The 18,791-nt window shown below is 68.6% G+C and carries 16 protein-coding genes and 1 pseudogene; 4 read left to right on the forward strand and 13 right to left on the reverse strand.

What is annotated here, in order from left to right; all coding sequences use genetic code 11:
- Positions 1 to 393: 393 nt before the first annotated feature.
- The 4 genes and pseudogenes from J8I33_RS32705 to J8I33_RS32715 form a co-directional block, all read right to left on the reverse strand.
- The gene (locus J8I33_RS32705; RefSeq protein WP_209939822.1) at positions 394 to 948 is read right to left on the reverse strand and encodes a carboxymuconolactone decarboxylase family protein; all 555 of its coding nucleotides are present in this window, start codon (positions 946 to 948) and stop codon (positions 394 to 396) included.
- A gap of 25 nt (positions 949 to 973) precedes the next feature.
- Positions 974 to 2,308, reverse strand: a complete 1,335-nt coding sequence (locus J8I33_RS32710; RefSeq protein ID WP_209939823.1) for an aspartate aminotransferase family protein — start codon at positions 2,306 to 2,308, stop codon at positions 974 to 976.
- Between the two features lie 45 nt (positions 2,309 to 2,353).
- Positions 2,354 to 2,569 (reverse strand): annotated as a pseudogene (locus tag J8I33_RS34675) (hypothetical protein); the annotation flags it as partial.
- A gap of 155 nt (positions 2,570 to 2,724) precedes the next feature.
- Positions 2,725 to 6,264 carry an ABC transporter ATP-binding protein gene (locus tag J8I33_RS32715; protein WP_209939824.1) on the reverse strand — a complete coding sequence of 1,180 codons (3,540 nt, stop codon included), beginning with the start codon at positions 6,262 to 6,264 and terminating at the stop codon, positions 2,725 to 2,727.
- A 119-nt stretch (positions 6,265 to 6,383) separates the two neighbouring features.
- On the opposite strand from J8I33_RS32715, the gene J8I33_RS32720 reads away from it, so the two are divergent.
- Entirely contained in the window at positions 6,384 to 7,331 is a 948-nt protein-coding gene (locus tag J8I33_RS32720) for a LysR family transcriptional regulator (protein WP_209939825.1), read from the forward strand.
- A 48-nt stretch (positions 7,332 to 7,379) separates the two neighbouring features.
- On the opposite strand, the gene J8I33_RS32725 is transcribed toward J8I33_RS32720, so the two are convergent.
- The gene (locus J8I33_RS32725; RefSeq protein WP_209939826.1) at positions 7,380 to 7,751 is read right to left on the reverse strand and encodes an MAPEG family protein; all 372 of its coding nucleotides are present in this window, start codon (positions 7,749 to 7,751) and stop codon (positions 7,380 to 7,382) included.
- A gap of 313 nt (positions 7,752 to 8,064) precedes the next feature.
- Between J8I33_RS32725 and alr the strand changes: the two genes are divergently transcribed.
- The gene (gene alr / locus J8I33_RS32730) at positions 8,065 to 9,186 is read left to right on the forward strand and encodes an alanine racemase (protein WP_209939827.1); all 1,122 of its coding nucleotides are present in this window, start codon (positions 8,065 to 8,067) and stop codon (positions 9,184 to 9,186) included.
- 90 nt (positions 9,187 to 9,276) lie between these two features.
- Here alr and J8I33_RS32735 read toward each other — a convergent pair whose 3' ends face one another.
- Both J8I33_RS32735 and J8I33_RS32740 read right to left on the reverse strand, forming a co-directional pair.
- Positions 9,277 to 10,071, reverse strand: a complete 795-nt coding sequence (locus J8I33_RS32735; RefSeq protein WP_209939828.1) for an enoyl-CoA hydratase — start codon at positions 10,069 to 10,071, stop codon at positions 9,277 to 9,279.
- Positions 10,072 to 10,259: 188 nt separating this feature from the next.
- Positions 10,260 to 11,687 carry an MFS transporter gene (locus J8I33_RS32740; RefSeq protein WP_209939829.1) on the reverse strand — a complete coding sequence of 476 codons (1,428 nt, stop codon included), beginning with the start codon at positions 11,685 to 11,687 and terminating at the stop codon, positions 10,260 to 10,262.
- A 137-nt stretch (positions 11,688 to 11,824) separates the two neighbouring features.
- Between J8I33_RS32740 and J8I33_RS32745 the strand changes: the two genes are divergently transcribed.
- Positions 11,825 to 12,703: a LysR family transcriptional regulator gene (locus J8I33_RS32745; RefSeq protein WP_209939830.1), complete on the forward strand. Its 879-nt coding sequence runs from the start codon at positions 11,825 to 11,827 to the stop codon at positions 12,701 to 12,703.
- A 22-nt stretch (positions 12,704 to 12,725) separates the two neighbouring features.
- On the opposite strand, the gene J8I33_RS32750 is transcribed toward J8I33_RS32745, so the two are convergent.
- From J8I33_RS32750 to J8I33_RS32775, 6 genes are all read right to left on the reverse strand, one after another.
- Positions 12,726 to 13,184: a DUF3592 domain-containing protein gene (locus tag J8I33_RS32750; RefSeq protein WP_209939831.1), complete on the reverse strand. Its 459-nt coding sequence runs from the start codon at positions 13,182 to 13,184 to the stop codon at positions 12,726 to 12,728.
- Positions 13,185 to 13,329: 145 nt separating this feature from the next.
- Positions 13,330 to 13,695 (reverse strand): response regulator, encoded by a 366-nt coding sequence (locus J8I33_RS32755; RefSeq protein WP_006486240.1) that lies wholly within the window; start codon positions 13,693 to 13,695, stop codon positions 13,330 to 13,332.
- 36 nt (positions 13,696 to 13,731) lie between these two features.
- A complete protein-coding gene (locus tag J8I33_RS32760; protein ID WP_209939832.1) occupies positions 13,732 to 14,691 on the reverse strand; it encodes a chemotaxis protein CheX in 960 nt (319 codons plus the stop codon).
- Positions 14,692 to 14,713: 22 nt separating this feature from the next.
- On the reverse strand, positions 14,714 to 15,295 hold the full coding sequence (locus tag J8I33_RS32765; protein WP_050013768.1) for a hypothetical protein: 582 nt from the start codon (positions 15,293 to 15,295) through the stop codon (positions 14,714 to 14,716).
- The gene (locus tag J8I33_RS34805; protein WP_209928970.1) at positions 15,292 to 16,020 is read right to left on the reverse strand and encodes a methyl-accepting chemotaxis protein; all 729 of its coding nucleotides are present in this window, start codon (positions 16,018 to 16,020) and stop codon (positions 15,292 to 15,294) included. The genes J8I33_RS32765 and J8I33_RS34805 overlap by 4 nt, the downstream gene beginning before the upstream one ends.
- 22 nt (positions 16,021 to 16,042) lie before the next feature.
- Positions 16,043 to 18,430 carry an MCP four helix bundle domain-containing protein gene (locus J8I33_RS32775; protein ID WP_176015370.1) on the reverse strand — a complete coding sequence of 796 codons (2,388 nt, stop codon included), beginning with the start codon at positions 18,428 to 18,430 and terminating at the stop codon, positions 16,043 to 16,045.
- Here J8I33_RS32775 and J8I33_RS32780 point away from each other — a divergent pair.
- Positions 18,429 to 18,770 (forward strand): hypothetical protein, encoded by a 342-nt coding sequence (locus J8I33_RS32780; protein WP_209939833.1) that lies wholly within the window; start codon positions 18,429 to 18,431, stop codon positions 18,768 to 18,770. The genes J8I33_RS32775 and J8I33_RS32780 overlap by 2 nt on opposite strands.
- The last annotated feature ends 21 nt before the right edge of the window (positions 18,771 to 18,791 follow it).

Here is an 18,791-nt window from a genome sequence, read left to right on the forward strand (position 1 = left end):
AGTTCACCGCACGGCTCTGCTTGTTGAGCAGTCCGTTGAGCGACTTCACGCGGTAGCGGTAGACAAGGATCATGCCGATGATCCTAACCCGTGGAAGAAGCTGCCTGTCAACAGCACGCCCTTCCTTCCCACCATCAATGGCGGGGTTTCTCGGAGCAAATTCTGATGAACACGATCAACAGGACCCAGCGCATCGATATTTCCCCCGTAGCTCTTTCGAAGAAATTCTAGAGACGGGGAAAATTTCCTGCTCTGACGGTGCAGTCGTGCGGTGTACGTCTTACAACGCGGCGAGACAGCCGACCGATCCGTGCCGAAACGCCCGCGTATACGGGCTTTTCCGGCAATCTGCATGCATGCGCGGCGGGCTGCCGACGCACGCACCCGCGGCGATTATTCCGGAAACGGCAAATCAGTTTGTCCGTCTGCGCGCATACCGAACGTGTTGAGCGTCATCGCGACGAGCGCGTAATAGCCGAGCAGCGCGACGAGATTCACCACGGTCTCGTGGCCGAAGCGCGCCTGCGCACGCGCGAACGTCGCATCGCTCACGCGCTTCGTGTCGTACAGCTCGGTGGCAAACGCATGGATCAGCGCGTCGTCGTCCGATTCGAATGCGGGCGCGACGCCCAGCCGGATCGCGTCGGCCGTCGCGGTCGGCACGCCGGCCTCGAGCGCGATCGGATGATGGATGTGCCACTCGGCCTGCGAGCGCCAGCGCGCGGCCGTCACCAGAATCGCGAGCTCCGACAGCCGCAGCGGCAGCCCGGTGCGATAGCGGCAGAACGCGCCGAGCTTCTGCGCGTGCTGAGCCAGTTCGGGGCTCGCGATCCAGCCGAGGAACGGCCCGTTCAGGTTGCCGCGCGGGCCGCTGAGAATATCGGCGAGCACGGCCTTCTGTTCGTCGGTGGCCGACGCGGGATCGAAAGGAGGCAGTCTGTCTGTCATGGTGAGGAATCGGTGAGGTCGGGGGTTACGCGCCGGCCGACGCGAGCGCCGCGCCGATCGCGCCGGACAGCCGCTCGACGATCGTGTCGATCTGCTGCGCGGTGCAGACGAACGGCGGCGCGATCAGGATGTGATCGCCGTGCACGCCGTCGATCGTGCCACCCATCGGATACACCATCAACCCGCGCTGCATCGCTTCGCGCTTGACCGCCGCATGCAGCTTCAGCGCGGGGTCGAACGTCGCCTGGGTGTCGCGATCGCGCACGAGTTCGACGCCGACGAACAACCCGCGGCCGCGCACGTCGCCGACATGCGGATGCGCGCCGTAGTGCTCGCGCAACGATGCACGCAACTGCTCGCCGCGCGCCTTCACGTTGTCGAGCAGCTTGTCTTCCGCAATCACGCGCTGCACTTCGAGCGCGGCCGCGCACGCGGTCGCGTGGCCGAGGTACGTGTGACCATGCTGGAAGAAGCCGGAGCCGTCGACGATCGTGCGATAGATACGGTCACTCACCAGCGTCGCACCAATCGGCTGGTAGCCCGCACCGAGCCCTTTCGCGATCGTCAGCAGATCGGGCGCGACACCGTCTTCGTCGCACGCATACAGGTAACCCGTGCGCCCCATCCCCGACATGATCTCGTCGAGGATCAGCAGCACGCCGTACTTGTCGCACACCGCGCGAATCTTCTTCAGGTACGTGCGCACCGGCGGCACCGCGCCGGCCGTCGCGCCGACCACCGTTTCCGCGACGAACGCCGCGACGTTTTCCGCGCCGAGTTCGACGATCTTCCGTTCGAGCTCGTCGGCGAGGCGCTGCGCGTACGCTTCGTCGGTTTCACCGGCCTGCTGGTCGCGGTACGCATAGCACGGGCTCACGTGGTGCGCTTCGATCAGCAGCGGCAGGAACGGCTCGCGCCGCCATGCGTTGCCGCCGATCGCGAGCGCACCGAGCGTATTGCCGTGATAGCTCTGGCGCCGGGCGATGAAATGACGGCGCCGCGGCTCGCCCTTCTCGACGAAATACTGGCGCGCGAGCTTCAGCGCGGCCTCGATCGCCTCGGAGCCGCCCGACACGAAATACACGTGGTCGAGCCCAGCCGGCGCGGCGTCGACGAGCCGGTCGGCCAGTTCCTCGGCCACTTCCGTCGTGAAGAACGACGTATGCGCGTAGGGCAATTGCTGCACCTGCCGCTTGATCGCGTCGATCACGCGCTGGTTGCTGTGACCGAGACACGATACGGCCGCGCCGCCGCACGCGTCGATATAGCGTTTGCCGGTCGAATCGATGATCTCGATGCCGTCGCCTGCGACGGCAACGGGCAAGGTGGCGCGCGGGGCGCGATGGAAAACGGTCGTCATGCGTGGCCTCATGGATCAGGATGTGTGCGGCGCGTGCCCGGACGGCCATCCGACGCCAGCCGCGATCCCGTCCAGTTCCGCGACGAGACCGCGGTATGCGGCGAGCGCAGCCTGCCGCAGCGCATCGACGAACGGACGGCCGCGCCGGCGGCGCACGGCCTGCCATGCGTCGCTCTACTGCATGTACGCGTCGCATACCGGGCGGGCGAGCTCGCCCAGGCGCACGCGGATGTCGTGCAATAGGATCAATTCGGCCGCCATGCAGCGTGCGCCCGATTGGCCGGCCCCGTCAAACGATGTCGGGACGCACGCGGCCAGACGTTCGCAACGCACGATGACGAATTAGACAATGACGCAACATATGTTGTCAATAGCCCGCGATCGACAACACCGGATGCGGCCGGCACACCGCGCGGTCACGCCGCGACCCCGCTCGCCTGATGCGACACGAGCCGCGCATACGCGCCCTGCCGCGCCATCAGCTCCCCGTGGCGGCCGGCCTCGATCACCGCGCCCTGCTCGATCACGAGGATCAGGTCGGCATGGCGCACGGTCGACAGGCGGTGCGCGATGATGATCGACGTGCGTTGCGTCATCAGGTCCTCCAGCGCCGCGCGGATCTGCTGTTCGCTGATCGTGTCGAGGTGCGACGTCGCCTCGTCGAGGATCAGCACCGGCGCATCCTTCAGGAACGCGCGCGCGATCGCCACGCGCTGACGCTGGCCGCCCGACAACTGCACGCCGCGCTCGCCAACGCGCGTCGCGAGCCCGTCCGGCAGCCGCGCGACGAAGTCGCCGAGCGCCGCGTGGTCGATCGCGCGCCGCACGTCCGCGTCCGACGCGCCGCTCGCCGCGAGCCGGATGTTCGCTTCGAGCGTGTCGTTGAACAGGTAGGTATCCTGCGCAACGAGCGCAATGTGCTGCCGTAGATCGTCGAGCCGCAGGTCGCGCAGGTCGACGCCGCCGAGCGTCACGCGGCCCTGCTGCGGATCCCAGAAGCGCAGCAGCAGGCTCGCGATCGTCGACTTGCCGGCGCCCGATGCGCCGACCAGCGCGACCGTGCTGCCGGCCGGCACCTCGAAGCTCACGCGGTCGATCGCGGGCACGCTGCGCCCCGGATACGTGAACGACGCCGCGTCGAACCGCACCGCCGAATTGCCCGGCATCGCGTGTGCGCCGTCCGTCACCGCTACGGGTTCCTTCTCCAGCGCGCGCAAGCGGCGCGTCGACGCGATCGTGTCGGCAAGCTGGCGCGCGACCTGGCCGATCTCGGCCACCGGCATGAACGCGGCCCCCGCGACCAGCACCAGCAGCGGCAACGACTCGCGCGGAAACCCGCCGCGAGCGCACCACCACGCACCGAGCGCCGCGACGGCCAGTCCGCCGAGCCCGCTCGCAACTTCCAGCGTGGCGCTTTGCATCGACAGATCGTCGAGCAGCTTCGCGCGCTGCCGGCGGTACGCATCGACTTCGGCGACGAACGCCGCGCGCCGGCGCGCAATCGCCTGGAACGCGGTGAGTTCCGCGAGCCCCTGGATCGTTTCGGTCAGATGCGCGCCAAGCTGGCCGAGCGCGTCGCGCGCGCCGGTGCCGAGCCGGTCGACGTCGCGCCGGGCCAGCACGGGCGCGAGCCCGGCCCACAGCAGGAACGGCAGCAGCACCAGCGCGAGCGGCCACGCGACCGACGCGAGCAACACCAGCACGCCGGCCGGCACGAGCACCGCGACGAACGCGGGTGCGAGCGTATGCGCGTAGAAATACTCGACGGTCTCGACGTCCTGCGTCGCGAGCGCCACGAGATCGCCGGAACGGCGGCGCAGCAGCCCGGCCGGCGCGAGCCGTTCGAGCGTCGCGAACAGCACGATGCGCATTTCCGCGAGCAGCCGGTACGCCATGTCGTGTGCGAGCCACGATTCGAGCCAGTGCAGCACGGCCGCGACCGGCGCGATCACGAGCAGCGCGGCCACCAGCCCGGTGCCGACATGGCCGGTCGGCACCGCGCCGACCACCCATGCGCCGATCGCACCCACACCGATGAACGCGAGCACGCGGCCGATCCCGAACAGCACGGTGAGCACGACCTTGCCCTTCCACGGACGCACGAAGCGCAGCAGCGTCTGCAACGTCTCCGGCCAGCCGATCGTCGCCGCGTCGTCGTTCAGCGGCCGCACTTGCGGGGCCGACGACGCGCGCGCGGTCGCGCCGGCCACCGCCGCCGCGCCGACGGTTTCGGCGACCGCTTCCAGCTGCGGCCCCATCAGCCGTCGATACGGGCCGTCGCGCGCGATCAGCGCCGCATGCGTCCCTTCGTCGACGACCTGCCCCTGGTCGAGCACCAGGATGCGATCGGCGCCGATCACGCTGGACAGCCGGTGCGCGAGCACGAGCGTCGTCCGCCCGCGCGTGAGCCGGTCGAGCGCCTGCTGGATCAGTGCTTCGTTCTCCGCATCGACCGACGACAGCGCCTCGTCGAGCAACAGGATCGGCGCGTCGCGCAGCAGCGCGCGGGCAATCGCGATCCGCTGGCGCTGGCCGCCCGACAGCATCAGCCCGCGTTCGCCGATGCGCGTCGCATAGCCGTCGGGCAGCGACGAGATGAAATCGTGCGCGTTGGCCGCGCGCGCGGCGGCGATCATGTCCGCGTCGCTCGCGTCCGGGCGGCCGAGCCGCAGGTTGTCGGCGACGCTGCCGTCGAACAGCGTCGCATCCTGCGCGACGACCGCGATCATCTCGCGCACCTGGTCGGCATCGAGCGTGCGCACGTCGTGGCCGCCGATCCGGACCGCACCGCCCTGCGCGTCGTGCTGGCGCAGCAGCAGCCGCACGATGGTCGACTTGCCGGCCCCGCTCGGCCCGACGATCGCGACCGTCTCGCCCTCGCGCACCGTGAAGCTCAGCGCCGCATGCGCGTCCGCGCGGCGCCCCGGATACGCGAAGCTGACGTCGTCGAACACGATCTCCGGCCGCAGGCCCGCTACGCGCGGCGCGTCGACGGAACGCGCATGACCGCCCGCGTCGAGCAGCGCATGGACCGCATTCGCCGCCGACTGGCCGATCATCCCCTGATGCAGCACCGCGCGCAGGTCGCGCAGCGGCCGGAAGATCTCGCTGCCGGCCATCAGCACGATCAGCAGCGCTTCGAGGCTCATGTCGCCGTGCTGCACGCGCCACGCGCCCACCGCGATCGCCGCGGCCGCGCCGAGGCCGGTGCCGAGATCCGTGAAGAGCCGCGTCAGCAGCCCGAGCGCGAGCACCCAGAACGTGCTGTCCGACAGCGCGCGCGCCTTCGCGGCCAGCTTCGCGCCGAACGCGGTGCTCTGCCCGAACGCCTTCAGCGTCGGCAGGCCCTGCACCGCGTCGAGAAACTCCTCGCCGAACGCCTTGAACGCGGTCGAACGCGCGAGCGCCGCGCGCTTGTCGGCACGATGCACGAGTTGCGGCAGCGCGAGCGTGACGAGCGCCGCGACCAGCAGGATCGCGGCCGTCGGCACATCCCACCACGCGAGCACCGCGAAGATCATGACCGGCGCGCACGCGGCGATCACGAGCTGCGGCAGGTAGACGCCGAAGAAGGTCTGCAACTGCTCGACGCCGTCGACGACGGCCAGCATCACGCCGCCCGTGCGTTCGCCGCTGAACCACGCGGGGCCGAGCGCGGCGATCCGGTCGAACAGCCGCGCGCGCAGCGTCGCCTGCACGCGGCCCGCCGTCTGCTGCGCGAGCACCGTGCGGCGATGGTCGAGCCATGCGCGCAGCAGCACGCAAGCCGCCGTTGCGGCGACGGCCTCGCCGACGCCGCGCGCCGGCGCGCCGGAAAACACCAGCGCCAGCACGCGGCCGAGAAACACGAAGCGCAGGATGCCGACACCCATCGCGAGCAGCCCGAGCGCGACGGCAGCCGCCACGCGCCAGCGCAGTCCCGCCATCATTGCCCATAGTCGTCGGTCGAAATACATGCAGCCCTCCGGTCGGTGTTTCGTTGCGTTTTTATGGACCGGATCGAGGCTACCCGCGCCGCCCGCGCGCGGCAAAAGATGATTTTTCAACGGGTGTTGAGTCAACTACAATACCCCGCATGTCGCACCTTCCCCCCCTCAGCGCACTGCGTGCTTTCGAGGCGGCCGTCCGCCTCGGCGGGTTCGCGCGCGCGGCGGCCGAGCTGAACGTGTCGACCAGCGCGGTCAGCCACCAGATCCGTTCGCTGGAGGAATCGCTCGGCGCGCGGCTGCTCGAACGCAGTACGGGGCTCGGCGGCATCGGCCTCACGCCGGCCGGCGCGCGGCTGCTGCCGGCGGTCGGCGATGCGCTGTCGCGTCTGACCGACGCGTGCGCCGAGATTCGCGGCACCGCGCAACGGCTCACCGTGTCCGCCAACGCGCCGTTTTCGTCGATGTGGCTCGCGCGCCGTCTCGCGGAATTCTCGTCGCTGCATCCCGACACCCCGCTGCATGCGGTCGTGCTCGACGACGAGCCGGATTTCGCGCGCAGCAGCGTCGATCTGGCGATCGTGCACGTGCCCGTGCATCGGCTGCGCGCAGACGACGACGTGCTGATCCGGGAAACCGTGTTTCCGGTCTGCAGCCCCGAACTGTTTCCGTACGCATCGGAGCACGTCTGCCGCTCGCGGCTGCTGCAGGAGATGCACGAGGACAGCCCCGAGATCGACTGGCGCAACTGGGCCGTGCACTTCGGCTTGCCGGACGACTTCGACACGAAGATCGTCCGCTACAGCAGCTTCAGCCAGGTGATCGGCGCGGCCGTCGGCGGCGCGGGCATCGCGCTCGGCCGCGTGCCGCTGATCGAGCCCGAACTGCGCAGCGGGCGCCTGGTGCCGCTGGTGCCGGGTCTCGCACGCGATGCGTCATGGCGCTTCGTGCTGCGTCGCCATCCGTCGACGCGGCACCGGCTGCTCGATCCGTTGATCGCGTTCCTGCGCAGCGAAGCGGACGCGCCGCCGTTCGTGTCGAAGATCGTTGCGCCCGCATCCAATGACCGTCACGCACGAGGCGCGGGCGGCACCTGACGAGCGCCCGCACGCAATGCCGGCTGCGCGTTGCCGGTGGGCAGCCGCTTACGGCGTCGCGAAGAACAGCCCGACGACGCACGCCATGCCGCCGAACCACACGAGCGAACGCAGCGACGCCCAGTTCAGCAGGTACATCAGCGCATAGACGACGCGGATTGCGACGAACGCGATCGCGAGCTGGTCGACGCGATGCACGTTCGCGCCGTTGTGCCATGCCACCAGCAGCGCGACCGCGAACAGCGCGAGCGCTTCCCATGAATTCTGATGCGCGGCCTGCGCGCGGGCGCGCCAGCCTTCGAGCTTCGCCAGGTAATCGCGCGGCGTACGGTTGTCGTAACCCTTGCGGGCCTTGGCGAGCAACGTCATCGGGAACGGCAACAGCGCCACGATGAACAGGCACAGCTGGGACGTCGTCATCAAAGTCTCCTCCGTTATGATTACATTGATCAATGACAAGATCGCCGAGAGCTTAGCATTGCGCCGTGCCGTTCGCGCACGGGTTTTCTAGACGGGAGACTCGGCCGCACACGCCGCGGATGACGGCGCCCGGCCCGCGCCGCCGCCAAAATTTCCACCAAATCGTCGATAAATACGTTAATTAAAACTGGTCGAACACCCATAACATAGCGCTCAACACTGGCTTGACGCGCCCCGCGCGCGGCCAGCCCCGGCCAGCCCCTTTTCCCCCGCGCTACCCTGCGCCGAACGACATCCGACCCGAGCCCTTGCCATGCCCCGTCCCATCGTCGCCCATATCCGCCCCGACGCCGTTCGCCACAACCTCGACTTCATCCGCCGCACCGTCGCGCCATCGCGCGTGTGGGCCGTGATCAAGGCCAACGCGTACGGCCACGGCATCGAACGGATCTACCCGGGCCTCGCGGCCGCCGACGGCATCGCGCTGCTCGATCTCGACGAAGCCGTGCGCGTGCGCGAGCTCGGCTGGGACAAGCCCGTGCTGCTGCTCGAAGGCGTCTTCGAACCGGCCGACGTCGAGCTGGCCGATCGCCACCGGCTGACGGTCGCCGTGCACTGCGACGAACAGCTCGACCTGCTGATCGCCGCGAAGCCGCGGCAGCCGATCGACATCCAGTTGAAGATGAATTCCGGCATGAACCGGCTCGGCTACCGGCCGGCCGTGTTCCGCGCCGCGTGGGAACGCGCGGCGAGCGCGCCATCGATCGGCAAGATCACGCTGATGATGCATTTTGCGAACGCCGACGAAGGCGAAGTCGACTGGCAGCTCGACCAGTTCGATGCGACTACGGCCGGGATTCCGGGCGAGCGCTCGGTGTCGAATTCGGCGGCCGTGCTGTGGCATCCGCGCGCGCACCGCGACTGGGTGCGGCCCGGCACGATCCTGTACGGTGCGTCGCCGACCGGCGCGGCGCGGGATATCGCGGACACGCCGCTGACGGCCGCGATGACGCTGACCAGCAAGATCATCGGCGTGCAAACGCTCGCGCCTGACGAAACGGTCGGCTACGGCCGCCGCTTCACGGCCGACCGGCCGATGCGGATCGGCGTCGTCGCGTGCGGCTACGCGGACGGCTATCCGCGCCACGCGCCGACCGGCACGCCGATCGCAGTGGACGGCGTGATGACGCGCGTCGTCGGCCGCGTGTCGATGGACATGCTGACGGTCGACCTGACGCCGTGCCCGAACGCGGGCATCGGCGCGAGCGTCGAGCTGTGGGGCGACCAGGTGAAGGTGGACGATGTCGCGGAAGCCAGCGGCACGATCGGCTACGAGCTGATGTGCGCGCTCGCGCGCCGCGTGCCGGTCGTGATCGTGCCGCCCGGCGCGTCGACCGTGCAGCCGGCGCTGCGGACGGGGAGCTACGGACGCTGACCGGAGGCGCTGCGGCGACGCGCCACGTCGTAGCGCGTTGCCCCCACCGTCGGGGAGACAACGCGGTCCCTGCCCACCTCCGTCACCGCATCACGAACGCCACGTCGGCTTGCGCTTCTCGAGGAATGCGTCGATCCCCTCGCCCGCATCCTCTTCCATCATGTTGCGCGCCATCGCGTCGCCCGCGTACGCATACGCTTCGTCGAGCGGCAACTCGCGCTGACGATAGAACATCTGCTTGCCGACCCGCACCGCGGCCGGACTCTTCGCGACAATCTCCGCGACCTTGCGCGCGACGGCCGCATCGAGCGCGTCCTCGGGCACGGCTTCGTTGACGAGCCCCCACGCGGCGGCCGTCGCCGCATCGACGAAACGGCCGGTCACCAGCATGTCGAACGCGCGCTTGGCCGCGACGTTGCGGCTCAACGCGACGGCCGGCGTCGAGCAGAACAGCCCGACATCGATGCCCGACACCGCGAAGCGCGCGGTATCGGCCGCGATCGCGAGGTCGCATGCCGCGACGAGCTGGCAGCCGGCCGCCGTCGCGATGCCATGCACGCGCGCGATCACCGGCACCGGCAACGCGCGCATCGCGAGCATCACGCGGCTGCACTGCGCGAACAGCGTGCGGTAGTAGTCGAGTTCGGGCTTGCTGCGCATCTGCCGCAAGTCGTGGCCGGCGCAGAACGCCTTGCCTTCGGCGGCCAGCACGACGCAGCGCACGTGCGGATCGGCGGCCAGCGTATCGAAGGCATCGTACAAAGCCGAGAGCATCGCTTCGGACAACGCGTTGAACTGCTGCGGGCGATTCAGGCGCAGCGTGACGACGCCGTCGTGCGCGTCGCGCAGCAGGATCGGCTCGGCTGTCTCGTGAATGGGTTCCATGGTGTTCCGCTTGACGGGTTCGGCAGGTTTCGATGCAGCGCGACCGGGCGAAACGCTTATCCGTCCGTTCGCGGCATCGTCACGAAATGGTCCTCCACATTCCGCACGGCGTCCAGCCGCGGTGCCGCACGCGCACGCGCATGCGTGGCGGTCAGCCGGCCATGCGCAACGCCCGTGCCCGTCTCGCGTCAGCGGCGTCGTTGCGCGGCGTCCGCGTGGCCTGCCGTCCTCGCGGCCAGTGCGGCGATCGCATAGGCGACGCAGCCGAGCGCCGCGACCGCCCACAGCGCATCGGTCAGATCCGGCAACAGTATCGTCGCGGCGCCTGCCACGGCCACGCCGAGCAGGCTGCCGGCCTGACGTGCCGCGTTGAGGAACCCGGATGCCACGCCCGCCGCGTCGGCAGGCACCTGTTCGAGCACCGTCGCGATCATCGGCGCGACCGACAACGCGGTCCCGGTGCCGAAGGCGGCCATGGCGATCCAGACCACCGGCCACCGCGCATGCAGCGCGAGCGCAAGCGCGATCGCCGGAATGGCCAGCGCGGCCATCGCAAGACCGTTCGCCATCAGCGTGACCGGACGAACGCGGCCATGCAGTTTTCCCGACAGCAGATTGCCGAGCGACAGACTCAGCGCGAACGGCAGCAGCGTCAGCCCGATTTGCCGCGCGCTCATGCCGACGCGCCCGTGCAGGTACAGGCTCAACACGAACAGCAACCCGAAGTAGCCGACATAGACGAGACTGCCCATCAGGTTCATCGCGACGAACACGCGATTGCGAAACCACGCGAGCGGCACCATCGGATGGCGCGCACGCCGCTCGACGACGACCAGTACCCCGGCGGCGAGCGCGGCGATCAGCAATGCGGCGCGGACCTCCGTGGCGCCGGCGCCGCGGGTCGGCAATTCGATCACCGCGAAACATAGCGCGCCGAGCGCCGCCGCACCGACGCACTGGCCGGCCCAGTCGAAGTGGCGCACATCCCGCGCGACCGATGCGCGAACGAGCGCCGCCGCGCCGGCAAACGCGACCGCGCCGGTCGGCACGTTGATCAGGAACGCGCTGCGCCAGCCCAAATCGTCGACGAGGATGCCGCCCAGCACCGGCCCCACCGCGACCGCGACCGACGCGATGCCGGCCCACACCGCGATTGCCCGCGCGCGCTCGGCCGGCACGTCGAACGTGCTGCGCACGATCGCGAGCGATGCGGGCAAAAAGAGCGCGGCACCCATGCCCTGCACGAAGCGCGCGGCCACGAGGATCGCCACCGACGACGCGACGCCGCACGCCGCCGATGCGCCGACGAACAGCGCCAATCCGGCAAGGTACACGCGCTTCGCGCCGAACCGGTCGGACAGCGCACCGCCCGCGAGGATCAGCGCGGCGAAGCTGAGCGTATAGGCGTCGACGATCCACGCGAGTTCCGCGACCGTCGCGCCGAGGCTCGTGCGCATCGCCGGCAGCGCGACGTTGACGATCGTCGAATCGAGCACCGCCATGAACATGCCGACCGCGACGAGCGCGAGCGTCAGGCGCTGCTCGCGCTTCGTCGCGCGGCTCGGGGCCGCCACAGCGAGGGGAACGGGGACGGAAACGGAACGGCAATCGGACATGACACCTCCATGCGGATGCCGGAAGTCTAGGACCGGGCGCGCGATGCGGAAAAGTGATAATTTCGCATTTCCCCGATGCAGATTTGCATCATCGTTTCCCGTCCGTCGCCGCCTGCCCGATGACACAATCAGTCCGTATGAACTGGGACAACGCCCGCTTCTTCCTTGCGCTGGCGCGCACCGGCACGCTGCGCGGCGCCGCGGCGCAGCTGAACGTCGACCAGGCGACGGTCGGGCGCCGGATCGCCGCGCTCGAGGACGAACTGTCGGCCCGGCTGTTTCTGCGCACGCCGTCCCTCTATGTACTGACGACCGCGGGCGAAGCGCTGCTTGAACCGGCCGAAACGATGGAGCGCGCGTCGCTCACGATCGAACGCCGGGTGATGGGGCTCGACGAGCAACTGGCCGGGTCCGTGCGGATCGCGACGACCGACACGCTCGGCAGGCGCTTCGTCGTGCCCGCGATCGCCCGCGTGCGGCGCCGGCATGCCGGCATCGACGTCGTGTGCGTGACGTCGGCGCAAATCACCAACCTCACGCGCCGCGAGGCGGATCTCGCGATCCGCACGTTGCGGCCGGAATCGCCGGACCTGATCGCCAGGCGGCTCGGGCATCTCGAAACGGGCATCTACGCATCGCGCGCCTACCTGGCCGAACGGGGCGAACCGGTCGCGGGCAGCGCGTTCGACGGGCACGATCTGGTGATGTATCAGCAGCCGGTGGTGCCGACGATGTGGGACGCGCTGTGCGGCGAGCCGACGTCGCGCGGCCGCGTGATGTTCCAGACCTCGTCGACGATGATGCTGGTGGAGGCGACGCTGGCGGGGCTCGGAATTTCGGAACTGCCGTGCTTCCGCGCCGACACCGAGCCGGAACTCGTGCGACTCATGCCGCAGCGGTGCAATCATTTCGACGTGTGGCTCGTCGCCCATGCCGATCTCTACAAGACCGCGCGCGTGCAGGCGGTGATCGAAGCCGTCGTCGAGGAGTTCGCGACGGCGGCGGCGAGCCGATAGCCAGCCTCCACGCTTCAGGGCGTCAGCGCGCGGTCGCGTTCCGCCCGCTGCGCCATGCACGCACACCCGACCACAACTGACCGACGCCGACGGCGAAAAACACCGCCCCCATCGCGCCGATCGCCAGCACGCCGCCCCAGATCGCGCCGAACGTATTCATCCGCGCGGTCATCTTCGGCGCGTCCGGCGCATAGCGCACTTCGACCGTCGCGCCGTCCTGCACGCTGACGTCGCCGCCCTGCGCATATTCGACGCGCTCGCCCGTGAGCGTCGTAAACGCGATCTCCGGATGATGCGTGCCCGCGTTCAGCTTGACGACACGCCCCGGCACGACGACCGACGTTCGCAGGAATTCGCGCATCGACTGCGCGTACAGCGCGACGCCGATCAGGATGCACGTGCCCACGATGGTAAAAACGACGCCCTTCGCGATCTGCATTCCCGTGTGCCGCGCAGCGGGTCGCCCGTATTCGGATGCCATCGGTTTCGTTCCGTTCCTGATGTTCGTCAATGCCGGGCGTGCGGCGCACGATGCGCCGCCACGCCGCCCTCGGCATCCGGCAGGATACGGACATCCCGGCGCGCTGTAAATTGCGCGCGCAACCGTTCGACGGCCCGCGGGCGCGTCAGCCCGCGAGCTTCTTCAGCGCGTCGAGCACCGCGTCGCCCTTGAACGGCTTCACGATCCAGCCCTTCACGCCGGCGGCCTTGCCGCGCTCCTTCATCGCCGGGCTGCTCTCGGTCGTCAGCATCACGACGTTGACCGCCGTGTTCGCCAGTTCGCCGCGAATCTTCTCGACCATCGTCAGCCCGTCCATGTTCGGCATGTTCACATCGCTGATCACGAGGCGCACGCCGGGCGTCGCCTTCAGCTTCGCGAGCCCGTCCTTGCCGTCGACGGCCGTCGCGACGTCGAGCCCGTGATTGCGCAGGAAGCCCGCGACTTCGTCGCGCACCGTGCCCGAATCGTCGACCACCAGAATCTTTGCCATGTCGTCTTCCCCTTTCGTCGTTGCCGACTTCAACATTCAAAACAGTTCGAGTTCGCCGGACTCGACCATCGGCCCGACGTCCTGCACCGATTCGCGGAAATCCTCCGGCGACCAGCTGAGGCTGAACACGAAACGCTGGTCGAGACGGACCGAGCGCCCCGATGCCGGATCGGTCATCCAGTACTTGAAGCAGAGCTGCGGACAGTCGCCGCCGAACGAGATGAACTTCTGCTTGTGATTGACGACGAGCGGCACCTGCACCGGATGGCGCGCCAGCGCCTCGGCGTCGCCGAGATAGCGGTTCTTGAACGCGCCCCACACGAGGTTGGTCAGCTCGCCCAGCACGCTGTTCACGTCGCGGAAATCCGGCGCGCGGCCGCCGTCGCGCGTGCCGCCGAGCATGTCGAGCAGCGGCTGCTCGCTCGTCTGCAGCAGCATGTAGCCGCGGCACCATGCGCTTTCGAGCGCGATCAGGCTGAACACTTCGCCGAAGATGATCTGGTCGCGCACGATGCACGGCGTGTCGTGCTCGATCGTCATGCCCGGAAACAGGCTGTCGAGGCGCGCCTCGGTGATCTCCGAGATGCCGCGCACCAGCGCGTTCGGGTAGTCGCGGCCGAACAGATATTCGTCGATCGCGCGCGCGAGCGGCGTCATGTCGTCGGCGACGTAGGCCGCGCAGGCGACGCGTGCCAGCGCATCGGGCAGCCCGTCGCGCGACGCGAGCGATTCGCGGCGCAGGATGATCGGCAGCTCGGGCCGCAGCGCGTCGATCTGCGTCGCGATGATCGCGCTCTCGGCCGGCGAGCCGCCGTAATCCTCGGCCAGCAGGATCGCGCCGAGATCGATGTTCGAGCGCAGCACCTTCAACAGCCGGCTGCGCCGCACGGTCAGGCCGACCAGGTTGTGCGCGTCGCAGAAGCGCTTGAGCGCGTCGGCGTGCACGCGGCTGTCGTCGAGTACGAGCACCTTGCTGACGGGTTGGTCTTCGGTCATCTAATGGATTCGTGATGGTCGGTCAGAACAGTTCGAGCTCGCCGCCGGTATCGACCGTGGCCGTTTCCGGCACGTGGAAATCGACCGGCGCGTTCGCGCACACGCACAGCGTCGCGCCGACCCGCACGTCGCCGTCGAGCGTCAGGTCGTATGCGGCCACGTAATCGGGCGAGAGCGCGTGCATGAAGTCGAGGCTCGCGCCGCTCAGCAGGTAAGGCGTCGACATCCCGAGATCGGGAAACGGCGCGGTCAGCGCCTGGTTGATCGCGCCGCAACACAGGTTCGCGACTTCCATGAACGCGTCGGTCAGCGGCCGCTGGCTGTTCGCGCCCGCCGTCGCACCGGCGAAATGGCGACGCGTCGCGTCGTCGTCGCTGAAGCGCAGCGCGAGCAGCAGCCGGAAATGCAGCGCCGAGATCGTCAGCACGACGACATGTCCGGTCACTTTCGGCTTCGATCGCGACTTCGCTTGCACGCGATCCGGCGCATCGTGTTCATGCCCGGCGGCCGGCCGGATGTCGCACACGCCGCCGGCCGCGAGCCGCGTGCGCGCGGCATCGAAGAAGATCCGCTCGAAACCGGCCCTCGCCTGCGCGCTGATCACGCGGCCTCTCCTTCGATCCGTGCATGCAGTTGCCCGGCCAGCGTCTCGACGGTCGCGAGCGCGGCCGTGATCATCTTGCCGCCGGCCTGGATGTCCTGGAACGTCGCGGCCGTCACGAGATCGTTGCGGTTCAGGCTGTCGCGATAGCTGTTCGACAGCTCCTGCGAGCGCGCGGCCAGCCCGCGCACCTCGCTCGCGACGATCGAGAAGCCGCGCCCGGCCGTGCCTGCACGCGCGGCCTCGATCGACGCGTTCAGCGACACGATCGACACGTGCGCGACGATCGCCGACAGCTCCTGGTTCTTCGCGCGCATGTCCTGGTTCTGCGTGGTCAGCGAGATCATCTGCTCGTGCCAGCGCTCGAACGTGCCGGCGAGCCCGCGCAAACGCGCGGCTTCGTCGGCGATCTTCAGCGCATGCTGCGCGAGCGCGGCGCGCTCGGCCGACAGCGCCTGCACCGCGTCGCGCTGCGCGCCGTTCGCGGATGCCTCGCGCGTCAGCGCCTCCTCCAGCTGCGCCTCGCGTTGCGCCCATGCGTCGGCTGCCTGCGCATGCGCCGACGCCGCTTCATCGGCGCGTGCGGCGGCTGCGTCGAGCGCACCGCGTAACGCGTGCGTGTCGCGTTCCATCGACGCGACGAGCCGTTGGCGCATCACGCGAAACATGACCGCCGCCGCGACCGCGACACCCCCTCCGCCCGCCAGCGCGGCTGCCATCTGGATCATCCATGCCTGCACGATCACGCCGTCACTCCGCCGCGCCGATATCCGCGCTGCGCGCGCGCTGCGCGTGCCCCGCGCCGTGCGCGGCACCGTCCGCGGCGAAGCGCGCCGGCAGCGACACGATCGTCTCGAACGCGCGATACGGCGCGCCGACGCGATCGTCGGTGAAGCGCAGCGCGATATCGCCGCCGTCGCGCTTCAGGAAGTTGCGCACCGCGTCCATGCCGACGCCGCGCCCCGATACTTCGGTCACCATCTGAGCGGTCGAGAAGCCCGGCCGGAAGATCAGCTCGGCGACGTCCTCGTCGGACAGCGCCGCTTCGCTCGCGGCATCGATCCAGCCGCGCTCGCGCGCGATGCCGCGAATCCGGTCGAGCGCGAGGCCGCGGCCGTCGTCGGCGAGCACGAACCACAGTTCGCCGCCGCCCACGCCGACCGCGATGTCGATCGTGCCGGACGCCGGCTTGCCGGCCGCGCGCCGCGCGTCGGACGATTCGATCCCGTGGTCGATCGCATTGCGCAGCAGGTGCATGAACACGTTCTTCAGCGTCGCGACGATCTCGCTGCGCACGCGCTGGCCGTGGCTGTCGATATGCACGACGGGCGCCGGCTTGCCGAGCTCGGCCGCGAGCGACGGCAGCGATTCGATCACGCCGCCGAGCGCGTCGCCGATCCCTTGCGTGCCGAGCTGGCTCAACATGCGGCGCACCGCATCGCGCGCCGCGTGCCAGTCGGACGCGTTCGCCGGATCCGCGCCGTCGAGCACGCGCAGGCTCTCGCTGATGTGCGCGCGCTCGACCATCAGGAAATCGGCGCCATTCGGTGCCGGCTCGCCGCTGCGGCCGAGCGTGACCGCGTTGATCGTCGCGTAGTGGTCGACGGCCTCGCGCACGCGCGCCAGGTCGTCCATCAGCGCGTCGCGGTTCCACTCGGGGCCGCCGTCCGCGCGGCGCAGCGATTCGTACGCCTGCTCCGCTTCGTGGACGATGTTCGTCAGGTGCTGCAGGCTGTACGTGCGTGCATTGCCCTTGATCGTGTGCATGTTGCGGAACAGCGCCGCGACGATCGAGTGATCGACGCGCTCGTGCTGGCGGATCATCCGTTCGTTCTCGCTGAGGAAGCCCTTCGCGCTGTGCACGAAGTCGTGGAACTTGTCCTGGCTGATCGACAGAATCTCGCCGATCATCTCGAGGCGCCGCTGCTGTTCGCCGGCCTGCGCGGTCAGCTCGCGGATCTCGGTCACGTCGCGCACGCACAACATCAGGCGCACCACGGTGTCGGTCTCGTCGGTGATCGCCGACCAGCTCAGGTCGAGCCACTTCTCTCGGCCGTCCGGCATCCGCTTCGCGACTTCGTTGACGAGCAGATGCTCGTTGAACTCGAAGTTCATGCTGTCCTCGCCGAGGCACGCATGCACGGCCGCGTCGACCTGCGAGCGCGCGTCGGCGCCGATCGCCGAATCGTCGAACACGAGCGCCATCAGGTCGCGCCCGGCGATGTCGTTCGTCTCGAAGATGGTTTCGAGGTACGCCGAATACTCCGCATGCACGACGCCGCCTTCGACGACGGTCAGGATGCCCTGCTGCATGTTTTGCAGCATCGCCTGGATGTCGGCTGTCTTCTGCTTCAGTTGCGCGGCGTTCTCCTGGATCTTCTCGATCATCCCGTTGAACGCGACGATCGAATGGCCGATTTCGTCCATCCGGCCCACCGGCACGCGGCGCGTGAAATCCTGGCTCGTCGCGATCTCGCTCATCGCCGTCTGCATCCCGATCAGCGGGCGCGTGATCTGGCGATACAGCACGAAGCCGAGTGCGGTCAGCAGCACGATCACCGTGCCGGCGACGCCCGCGATCGCGGTCGCCGTGGTCGCGAGCATCCCGTTCAACGCGCCGATCGCGTCGTCCTTCTGGCGGTTCTTCTCGACGCGCAGCGTGTCGACGATGCTTTCGAGTTCGTCGCGATACTGCGCGACGTTCGCGAACAGGTACGCCTGCGCCATCTCGACCTTGCCGTCCGTCTTCATCTTCACGGTGTCGTCGATCGCCGCGAAATAGTTCGCGGCGCTGTCCTTCGCCTGCGCGACGAGCCCTTCCTGCGCGCGGCCGACCGCCGATTTCGCCTGCCCGTCGAGCGCGGCGCGCAGTGCAGCCTGCTTCGCCTTCAGCTCGTCGCGCGCCTGCGCGGCGGTGTTCGCGTCGGGCGCGTAGACGAGCGTCATCGTCGCGATCTGGATGTTCTTCACGTCGGCGACGAGATCCGCCGACGCAAGCGCGCTCGGCACGATTCCCTGGGTGACCTGACGCACCTCGGACGCGCTCTTGCGCGTCTGGTACACGGCGTAGACGCCGATCGCGGACAGCGCGAAGAACGTCAGGACGACTAGCAGCGTAATGCGATGACGGATGGTCATGAGTACAGCTCCCCGCGGCGATCCGGGTTCGATCGCCCATTTGTCTATTGAAAGAATGAGCGCCGCATTATCGGGGATGGTGTATGACTGTCCGATGACCGAAAACCAATCGATCATCGAGGAAATCGCAATGATTAATTGCGCACGGAAATGCCTAAAGTTTTTCGCGGATTTGCCGTTAACTTTCCGCCGCCATGCCCCGTATGGCTGCGGCGCTCGACGAATTGCCGGAATAGCGGAAATTCATTGTTTTATTCATGCGCGCAACATCCGTCTTATTGAATTCCGGCAAAACGTTTGCGCATTATCGACGGGCGGTTTGTTTTGGTATTTTTTATAATCGTCTCAGTATTCCCCCGGC

The sequence above is a fragment of the Burkholderia sp. AcTa6-5 genome (assembly GCF_017815075.1).
GTDB lineage: Bacteria > Pseudomonadota > Gammaproteobacteria > Burkholderiales > Burkholderiaceae > Burkholderia > Burkholderia sola.

Coding starts and splice junctions, on each gene's coding strand:
- J8I33_RS32705 (WP_209939822.1), bottom strand. CDS start 948: ATGACAGACAGACTGCCTCCTTTCGATCCCGCGTCGGCCACCGACGAA.
- J8I33_RS32710 (WP_209939823.1), bottom strand. CDS start 2,308: ATGACGACCGTTTTCCATCGCGCCCCGCGCGCCACCTTGCCCGTTGCC.
- J8I33_RS32715 (WP_209939824.1), bottom strand. CDS start 6,264: ATGTATTTCGACCGACGACTATGGGCAATGATGGCGGGACTGCGCTGG.
- J8I33_RS32720 (WP_209939825.1), top strand. CDS start 6,384: ATGTCGCACCTTCCCCCCCTCAGCGCACTGCGTGCTTTCGAGGCGGCC.
- J8I33_RS32725 (WP_209939826.1), bottom strand. CDS start 7,751: ATGACGACGTCCCAGCTGTGCCTGTTCATCGTGGCGCTGTTGCCGTTC.
- alr (WP_209939827.1), top strand. CDS start 8,065: ATGCCCCGTCCCATCGTCGCCCATATCCGCCCCGACGCCGTTCGCCAC.
- J8I33_RS32735 (WP_209939828.1), bottom strand. CDS start 10,071: ATGGAACCCATTCACGAGACAGCCGAGCCGATCCTGCTGCGCGACGCG.
- J8I33_RS32740 (WP_209939829.1), bottom strand. CDS start 11,687: ATGTCCGATTGCCGTTCCGTTTCCGTCCCCGTTCCCCTCGCTGTGGCG.
- J8I33_RS32745 (WP_209939830.1), top strand. CDS start 11,825: ATGAACTGGGACAACGCCCGCTTCTTCCTTGCGCTGGCGCGCACCGGC.
- J8I33_RS32750 (WP_209939831.1), bottom strand. CDS start 13,184: ATGGCATCCGAATACGGGCGACCCGCTGCGCGGCACACGGGAATGCAG.
- J8I33_RS32755 (WP_006486240.1), bottom strand. CDS start 13,695: ATGGCAAAGATTCTGGTGGTCGACGATTCGGGCACGGTGCGCGACGAA.
- J8I33_RS32760 (WP_209939832.1), bottom strand. CDS start 14,691: ATGACCGAAGACCAACCCGTCAGCAAGGTGCTCGTACTCGACGACAGC.
- J8I33_RS34805 (WP_209928970.1), bottom strand. CDS start 16,020: ATGATCCAGATGGCAGCCGCGCTGGCGGGCGGAGGGGGTGTCGCGGTC.
- J8I33_RS32780 (WP_209939833.1), top strand. CDS start 18,429: ATGAGTACAGCTCCCCGCGGCGATCCGGGTTCGATCGCCCATTTGTCT.
- J8I33_RS32775 (WP_176015370.1), bottom strand. CDS start 18,430: ATGACCATCCGTCATCGCATTACGCTGCTAGTCGTCCTGACGTTCTTC.